Raw genomic sequence first — 8574 nt, forward strand, 5'->3', positions numbered from 1 at the left:
GCGGTCCGGGCGCTGACGCTGGCGGCCGCCGGGACGCCCGCGCGGATCCCGGCGCTTCCCGCCTCCCCGTTCGGCATCGTCTGAGGACAGACCGCATGACCGCGACCGCCACACCCCAGACCTCCGCCGCCGGCACCCGCCAAGGCTCCAGCATCGGCCAGCCGCTGACCCGGCGGGACGGCCCGCTCAAGGTGACCGGCCAGGCAAGGTTCTCCGCCGACAACCTGCCCCCCGGCACGCTGCACGCGGCGCTCTGCGTCGCCCGGATCGCCAAGGGCCGGGTCACCGGCCTGAACCGGTCCGCTGCCGAGGCCCATCCCGGCGTCGTCGCGGTGATGACCCCGGAGAACGCCCCGAAACTCGCCCAGGACCCGGACGCCAAGGCCGGGCCGTTCATCTTCCGCCTGGACCTGCTGCAGAACGACCGGGTCCGCTACGCCAACCAGCCGATCGCCGTGGTGATCGCCGAGACCCTGGAGGCCGCCACCGAGGGCGCGCGCCTGCTGGCGCCGACCTACGCGAGCGAGACGCCGCGCATCGGCCTCGATTCCGGCGAGGTATTCACCCCGGATTCGGTGGGCGTCGGCGCGGCCCCGTCCGAGAGCGACGGCGACGTCGAGGCGGGCCTGGCATCCGCGTCGCGCACCATCGCGGCCACCTACGAGACCCCGGCCCAGTACCACAACGCCATGGAGCCCCACGCGGCCCTGGCCCAGTGGGACGGCGACCGGCTGACCCTGCACATGCCGACCCAGGGGCTGGCGATCTCGCAAGGCCGGCTCGCCGGGCTGTTCGGGATCAAGCCCGACGACATCCACATCGAGAGCCCCTATCTCGGCGGCGGCTTCGGCTCGAAGGGCGTGCCCTCGGGGCCGCAGGTGCTCGCCTGCATGGCGGCCCGGATGGTCGGGCGGCCGGTCAAGCTGGTGCCGACCCGCTCCCAGATGTACGGCCCGATGGGCCATCGCGGCCCGACCCGGCAGACGCTCCGCCTCGGCACCGACGCGGCCGGCAAGCTCACGGCGCTCGACCACCACATCCTCACCGCCTCCTCGAGCTTCGACGACTTCTTCGAGCCGGCCGGCCGGGCGACCAGCACCCTCTACGCCAGCCCGGCCATCGCGATCCGGCACGAGGCGGTGCGGCTCGACACCGGCACGCCCCTGTTCATGCGTGCCCCGGGCGAGGCCACCGGCAGCGTCGCCCTCGAGAGCGCGCTGGACGAGATGGCGCACGAACTCGGCATGGACCCGCTGGAGTTCCGGCTCGCCAACTACGCCGAGGTCGAGCCGATCACCGGCAAGCCGTTCTCGTCCAAGGCCCTGCGCGCGTGCTACCAGCGCGGCGCCGAGGCGTTCGGCTGGGCCGGACGCCCGCTCCAGCCCCGTCAGACCCGGGACAAGGACGGCTTTTTGGTCGGCATCGGCATGGGCACCGCCACCTTCCCGGCCCTGATCTTCGAAGGCATGGCGCGGGCCGAGATCCGCGCCGACGGCACCGGCACGGTGGAGCTCGGGGCGATCGACATGGGCCAGGGCGCCTGGACCGCGCTCGCCCAGATCGCCGCCGACGGGCTCGGGATCGGCATGGAGGCCCTCACCTTCCGGATGGGGTCGTCCGATCTTCCGAATGCCGGCATCGCGGGCGGCTCCGGCCACACCGCCACGGCCGGCAACGCGATCCACGCCGCCGCCCAGGACGTGATCGCCCAGCTGGCCAAGCTCGCCACCGACGACCCCGCCTCCCCGCTTTACGGCGCCGGCAATGCCGGCGTCGCCGCGGCGGGCGGGCGCCTGACCCGGCAGGACGATTCGAGCCGGAGCGAGTCCTTCGCCGACATCCTCAAGCGGGCCGGGCGGGCCAGCATCGAGGGCCAGGGCAAGGCCGGAGCCGACCCGGCGGCCCAAAAGTCCTACGCGATGCACGCCCACGGGGCGGTCTTCGCCGAGGTGCGGGTCGATCCTGACTTGGGCCAGATCCGGGTCAGCCGGCTGGTCGGCGCCTTCGCAGCCGGCCGGGTGATCAACCCGCGGCTGGTCCAGAGCCAGTATTACGGCGGCATGATCTGGGGCCTGTCCTTCGCCCTGCACGAGCGGGCCGAGATGGACCCGCGCACCGGCCGCTTCCTCAACGACAACCTGGCCGAGTACCACCTGCCGGTGAACGCCGACATCCCGGCCATGGAGGCGATCCTGGTCCACGAGGAGGATTCCGTGGTGAACGCGTTGGGGGTGAAGGGCGTCGGCGAGATCGGCATCACCGGCACGGTGGGCGCCATCGCCAACGCGGTCTGGCACGCCACCGGCGTGCGAGTGCGCGAGATGCCGATCACCCTGGACAAGCTTTTGGGGTGATTCCGGCGGGCGGCACCCCGTAAGGGTCCCGCCCGCGGGGCTATGACGTTCGCCCATCTCTCTTGCTCTGCCACCATTAAGGTGGCATTCGGCGGTTATGGAGAAGCGGCGTCCAACCTACGACCTCCAAGCCATCAAGGTCGCGCTGGGAGCGACAGATACCCTTGCGATGACGACGACGGCGCTCCGCAACGCATTCTCATTGGGGTTCGATCGAGCAGGTGTCGTCGAAACGATCGCTGGGATCGAACGCGACATGTTCTTCAAGTCGATGACGACCCATGCTGATCATCGTGTCTGGCAGGATGTCTATCATGTCCCCGCTCGAGGCCTGACGCTCTACGTGAAATTCCAGGCCGATGTCGTGACCGAGTTCACCGTCATGTCATTCAAGGAGAAATGAGCATGGCTATCGAGACGGCTCTACCGGGAACGATGGTCTCGCCCGAGACTGGAGAGATCCTTCGCCGGGGCGTGCGCCTCTTCACTGTCGCCTACAGGGGACGGACTCGGACCGTCGATCTGCCGGGCTATTATCCAGACGGAGATGGTGCGGGTGTCCATGTCGGACAGGACATGGCGGTGACGGATGCGGCTTTGCGAGCGCTTAAGGAGGAGGTGGAAGGTCTGCCCTCCCCCGCGACGATCCGGCGGGTGCGCAAGAAGTTGCGCCTCTCCCAGCGCGAGGCGGGCAGCCTGCTGAAGGTCGGGGAATCGGCCTTCGACAAATATGAGCGCGGCTTGGTCGAGCCGAGCGGCCCAACCAGCCAGTTGTTGCGCCTCCTCGATCGGCATCCCGAGCTTGCCGAAGAACTTCGTCAGGACGTCGTCTGAGACAGCATATCCCGATCGCGCCACGGTTTGCGGCTTGCTGGCCGTGGAGTCATCATCGGGTGCTCCCACCCGGCAAGGTCACAGAAGTATCGTAGCCGGCAAACCTGGATAGGGTGCCGATCATGATGACACAGATCGTAACGGAATGCCTGACAGGCCTGTTCCGCACGATCTTGTTGCCGGTCGCTGGGGCGCTGACCGTCGTTGCCATGATCCTTGCCCCCTGATTCAGACGCCGCGCGCGACGCGATCCTGAACGCCCTCACAATCACCGCAGCGGGGATCGCGGCTGAGGGTGCCGTGCTCGGCTCGGCCGTTGCGCTCCGCTGGCTCGACGCCCGGCGCACCGCGATCTGAGGACGGCAGGCGCAGCCGCTCGGCTGTGCCTCTTCCCTCCCCCGCTCAGGCCGCGATCGGCTCCGACCCGGCCAAGCGTGCCGAAGTCGGGGAAGACCGTCTGCGCGGCGCCGGTCACCTCGAACGGCTGACCGGCCGGAGATAGGCATTCCCCGCCGTCCACCACTGGATGCGGCGGGCGTTGGCGGCGAGAGCATCGTTCCGGTTCCGATTCTTGAAACGATGCTCGTGTTGCCGGGGCGCATGCGCGTGTCGGGTCGCCGAGCGGGGACAGGATTGCGCAGCGGGGGACATGCCGTCGGACAGCGCGAACGAACCCGACATGGCGGCCCATACCGGGACGGATGATCCACAGGAGCCGGCCAGGCTGGCCTCACATAAAAATCAGACAAATGATCCGGTCTGACACGGCCCGTCGGCGATCGTCGGCGCTGACGCAGGTGACAGCACGGGCGCGTTCGGCTATCCAACCTTCCGCGCATATGTCATACATATGCTGACCGATCGTCCTGAAGAGGCGGCGGCTGCATTCGAACGGGGGGACGTCGATGAGAGGCACCATTTCCATCAAGGCCATGATCGCGGGCGCGATGCTGGCGTGGGCCGGCGGGGCCCAGGCCGCCTCGCTGACCGTCGGGTTCTCGCAGATCGGTTCCGAATCCGGCTGGCGCGCCGCCGAGACGACGGTGACCAAGGACGAGGCCAAGAAGCGCGGCATCACGGTCAAGATCGCCGACGCGCAGCAGAAGCAGGAGAACCAGATCAAGGCGATCCGGTCCTTCGTGGCGCAGGGGGTCGACGCGATCCTGCTCGCCCCCGTGGTCGCCACCGGCTGGGATTCCGTGCTCAAGGAAGCCCGCGACGCGAAGATCCCGGTGATCCTGCTCGACCGCGACATCGATCCCGCCGGCAAGGACCTCTACCTGACCGCCGTCACCTCCGACAGCGTCGAGGAGGGCCGGGTCGCCGGCGCGTGGCTGGCCAAGACGGTCGGCGAGAAGCCCTGCAACGTGGTCGAACTCCAGGGCACGGTCGGCGCCAGCGTCGCCACCAACCGCAAGAAGGGCTTTGACGCCGCCCTCGCGCCCCACGCCAACCTGAAGCTCGTGCGCAGCCAGACCGGCGACTTCACCCGGGCCAAGGGCAAGGAGGTGATGGAGAGCTTCATCAAGGCCGAGGGCGGCCGCTCGATCTGCGCGGTCTACGCCCACAACGACGACATGATGGTCGGCGCCATCCAGGCGATGAAGGAGGCCGGCTTGAAGCCCGGCAAGGAGATCCTGACGGTCTCGATCGACGCGGTCCCCGACATCTTCAAGGCGATCGCCGCGGGCGAGGCCAACGCCACCGTGGAGCTCACCCCCGACATGGCCGGCCCCGCCTTCGACGTGCTGAAAGCCTACAAGGAGAAGGGCACCGTCCCGCCCAAGTGGATCCAGACCGAGTCGAAGCTCTACACGGCCGCGGACGACCCGATGAAGGTCTACAACAGCAAGAAGAACCTCGGCTACTGACGCGACCCCGACCGCTGCGATCGCATCGTGCCCGATTCCGTCCTGCTCAGCGTCCGCGGGCTCTCGAAGAGCTTCGCCGGGCACCAGGCCCTCGCAGGGGTCGACTTCACCTTGCGCCGGGGAGAGATCCACGCCCTCCTCGGCGAGAACGGCGCCGGCAAGTCCACCTTCATCAAGACGCTCACCGGCGTCGTCCGGCGCGATGCCGGCGAGGTCTGGCTCGACGGCGCGCCGATTGCCCCGCGCTCGGCGGAAGCCGCGTCCCGGGCCGGCATCGCCACGGTCTACCAGGAGGTCGGCCTGCTGCCGAACCTCACCGTGGCGCAGAACCTGTTCCTGGGCCGCGAGCCGACCCGGTTCGGCCTCGTGCGCACTCGCGAGATGCGCCGGCGCGCCACCGCGCTGCTCGCGGATTTCGGCCTGTCGATCGATGTCGGCGCGCCGCTCGGCCGCTATCCGGTGGCGGTGCAGCACCTCGTGGCGATCGCCCGGGCGGTGGATCTCTCGGCCCGGGCCCTGATCCTCGACGAGCCGACCGCGAGCCTCGACACCCACGAGGTCACGGTGCTGTTCGGCGTGATGCGCCGCCTCGCCGAGCGGGGGATCGGCATCGTCTTCGTGACCCACTTCCTGGAGCAGGTCTACGCGATCACCGACCGCATCACGGTCCTGCGCAACGGCCGGCTGGTGACGGAGCGCGAGACCGCGCGCTTCCCGCGCCTCGAGCTCGTGCACACGATGCTGGGCCACGACCTCGCCGAGACCGAGGCGCGGGCGGAGCCGGCGGACCGGTCGTCACAGAAAAAATCCGGCACGCCGGTCCTGCAGGCCGAGGGGCTCGGCAAGGCCGGCTACCTCCAGCCCATCGACCTCACGGTGGGCAGCGGCGAGGTGGTCGGCCTCGCGGGCCTCCTCGGCTCCGGGCGGACGGAGACCGCCCGCCTGCTGTTCGGCGCCGAGCGGGCCGATCGCGGACGCATCCTGCTCGACGGCGAGCCGGTCCGGATCGCCGGACCCCGGGACGCCCTGCGCCACCGGTTCGGCTACTGCCCGGAGGAGCGCAAGACCGAGGGCATCGTCGCCGACCTGACGGTGCGGGAGAACATCGTGCTGGCCCTGCAGGCCCGGCGCGGCCCGTTCCGGCCCCTGGGCCGTGCGGCCCAGGACAAGATCGCCCGCGCCTTCATCGCGATGCTCGACATCCGGCCGCCCGATCCGGAACGGCCGATCGGGCTCCTGTCCGGTGGCAACCAGCAGAAGGCGCTGCTGGCGCGCTGGCTCGCCACCGAGCCGCGCCTGCTGATCCTCGACGAGCCGACCCGGGGCATCGATGTCGGGGCCCATGCGGAGATCATCCGGCTGATCCGCCGGCTTTGCGACGAGGGGCTCGCCCTCCTGGTGATCTCCTCGGAACTGGAAGAAATCGTGACCTATTCCGACCGGGTGATCGTGATGCGCGACCGGGCCCAGGTGGCCGAACTCGCCGGCAGCGCGGTCGACCTCACCGCCATCCTCCGGGCGATCGCCGCCGAGGCGGCATCCGCACCGGTTTTGGAACCCGCCTGATGCGCGCCCTTCGCTCCGGAGCGCCCCAGCTCCTCGCCTTCGCGGCCGTGCTCCTGGCCGACCGCCTCGCCTCGCCGCAATTCCTCGCGGTGCATCTCCAGGACGGGCGCCTGTTCGGCAGCCTGATCGACGTGTTCAACCGCGGCGCGCCGGTGGCGCTGCTGTCGCTCGGCATGGTGCTGGTGGTCGCCACCGGCGGCATCGACCTGTCGGTGGGCGCCGTGATGGCGATCGCCGGGGCGGTCGCGGCGAGCCTGGCCGACAGCTACCCCCTGCCGGTGGTGCTCGCCGCCGCCCTCGGTACCGGGCTCGCCTGCGGCCTGTGGAACGGGTTCCTGGTGGCGAGCCTGCGGATCCAGCCGATCGTCGCCACCCTGATCCTGATGGTCGCCGGCCGGGGCATCGCCCAGCTGATCACCGAGGGGCGCATCGTCACCTTCGCGTCCTCCGAGCTGGCCTTCCTGGGCGGCGGCGCGCTGTTCGGCGTGCCGATGCCGGTGGTGCTGGTCCTCGCCATGCTGCTCCTGACGCTGGCTTTGGTGCGCGGCTCGGCGCTCGGCCTGATGATCGAGGCCACCGGCGGCAACGCCCGCGCCAGCGCGCTCGCCGGCATCGACACCCGGTCGGTGACGGTGGCGGTCTACGCCTGGAGCGGCCTCTGCGCGGCGCTGGCCGGCGTGGTCGCGGCGGCCGACATCCTGGGGGCGGATGCCAACAATGCCGGGCTGTGGCTGGAGCTCGACGCGATCCTGGCCGTGGTGGTGGCCGGCTCGTCGCTCCTCGGTGGGCGGTTCAGCCTGTGGCTGGCGGTGCTCGGGGCCTTCATCATCCAGGCGATGAACACCGGCATCCTGCTCTCCGGCCTGCCGCCGGAACTGAACCTCGTGGTCAAGGCCGCGGTGGTGCTGGCGGTGCTCCTCGTCCAGTCGCCCCGCCTGTCGGGCCTCACCCTGCTGCTGCGGAAGCCGTGATGAGCCGCAACCTCCCGGTCCTGGTCGCCGCGCTCCTGTTCGCGGCCGGCTACGTCCTCTGCGCGACCCAGTTCCCCGCCTTCCTGACCACCCGGGTCGTCGGCAACCTGCTCACCGACAGCGCCTTCCTGGGCATCGTCGCGGTCGGCACGACCTTCGTGATCATCTCGGGCGGCATCGACCTCTCGGTCGGCTCGGTGGTCGGCTTCACCACGGTGTTCCTGGCGCTCGCCATCGACCGCTGGGGGATCCCGCCGCTCGCCGCCTTCGGGATCGTGCTCGGGGCCGCCGCCCTGTTCGGCGCCGCGATGGGCGCGCTGATCCACGTCTTCGAGATGCCGCCCTTCATCGTGACCCTGGCCGGCATGTTCCTGGCCCGGGGCGCCGGCTTCCTGCTCTCCACCGAGTCGGTGCCGATCAACGCGCCGCTCTACAGCGCGGTCGCCGACCTGTCGGTGAGCCTGCCCGGCGGCGGGCGGCTGACCCTGACGGCCTGCGTGATGCTCGCCGTGTTCCTAGTGGGCGGGGTGCTGCTCCACGCCACGCGCTTCGGCGCCACCGTCTACGCGCTGGGCGGCAGCCGCCACACCACCGGGCTGATGGGCGTGCGGGTCGGGCGCAACACCATCGCGATCTACGCCCTGTCGAGCCTGCTCGCGGCGCTCGCCGGCATCGTGTTCTCCCTCGACACCGCCTCGGGCACCCCGCTCTCGGCGGTGGGCGTCGAGCTCGACGCCATCGCGGCGGTGGTGATCGGCGGCACGCTGCTCACCGGCGGCCAGGGCGGCATCCTGGGCACGTTCCTCGGCGTCATGATCGGCGGCCTGATCCAGACGGCCATCACCTTCGACGGCACCCTGTCGAGCTGGTGGACCAAGATCGCCACCGGCCTGCTGCTCTTCGCCTTCATCGCCCTGCAGCAGGGCTCGGTAGCCCTCGCCGGGCGCCCCGGCCGGGCCGCCCGCCCCCGCCCGGAAC

Annotated in this window: 8 protein-coding genes; all 8 read left to right on the forward strand. The window is 70.4% G+C overall.

Features of this window, described 5'->3' with window-relative positions; translation table 11 throughout:
* Nucleotides 1-95 precede the first annotated feature (95 nt).
* Nucleotides 96-2354, forward strand: coding sequence for a xanthine dehydrogenase family protein molybdopterin-binding subunit (locus FV228_RS13740; RefSeq protein WP_147855136.1), 2259 nt, complete (start codon nucleotides 96-98; stop codon nucleotides 2352-2354).
* A gap of 97 nt (nucleotides 2355-2451) precedes the next feature.
* Nucleotides 2452-2757 (forward strand): type II toxin-antitoxin system MqsR family toxin, encoded by a 306-nt coding sequence (locus FV228_RS13745; RefSeq protein WP_147855137.1) that lies wholly within the window; start codon nucleotides 2452-2454, stop codon nucleotides 2755-2757.
* A gap of 2 nt (nucleotides 2758-2759) precedes the next feature.
* Complete coding sequence (locus FV228_RS13750) at nucleotides 2760-3188, forward strand: type II toxin-antitoxin system MqsA family antitoxin (protein WP_147855138.1); 429 nt, start codon at nucleotides 2760-2762, stop codon at nucleotides 3186-3188.
* 216 nt (nucleotides 3189-3404) lie between these two features.
* The gene (locus FV228_RS33100; RefSeq protein WP_187277737.1) at nucleotides 3405-3545 is read left to right on the forward strand and encodes a hypothetical protein; all 141 of its coding nucleotides are present in this window, start codon (nucleotides 3405-3407) and stop codon (nucleotides 3543-3545) included.
* A 575-nt stretch (nucleotides 3546-4120) separates the two neighbouring features.
* Nucleotides 4121-5059, forward strand: a complete 939-nt coding sequence (gene ytfQ, locus FV228_RS13755) for a galactofuranose ABC transporter, galactofuranose-binding protein YtfQ (RefSeq protein ID WP_281406493.1) — start codon at nucleotides 4121-4123, stop codon at nucleotides 5057-5059.
* A 27-nt stretch (nucleotides 5060-5086) separates the two neighbouring features.
* Complete coding sequence (locus FV228_RS13760; RefSeq protein ID WP_147855139.1) at nucleotides 5087-6625, forward strand: sugar ABC transporter ATP-binding protein; 1539 nt, start codon at nucleotides 5087-5089, stop codon at nucleotides 6623-6625.
* Complete coding sequence (locus FV228_RS13765; protein WP_147855140.1) at nucleotides 6625-7596, forward strand: ABC transporter permease; 972 nt, start codon at nucleotides 6625-6627, stop codon at nucleotides 7594-7596. The genes FV228_RS13760 and FV228_RS13765 overlap by 1 nt, the downstream gene beginning before the upstream one ends.
* Nucleotides 7596-8574, forward strand: a 979-nt coding sequence (yjfF, locus tag FV228_RS13770; protein ID WP_147855141.1) for a galactofuranose ABC transporter, permease protein YjfF, incomplete at its 3' end; no start/stop codon positions are given. The genes FV228_RS13765 and yjfF, both read left to right, overlap by 1 nt.

Source organism: Methylobacterium sp. WL18 (assembly GCF_008040015.1).
Classification (GTDB): Bacteria; Pseudomonadota; Alphaproteobacteria; order Rhizobiales; family Beijerinckiaceae; genus Methylobacterium; species Methylobacterium mesophilicum.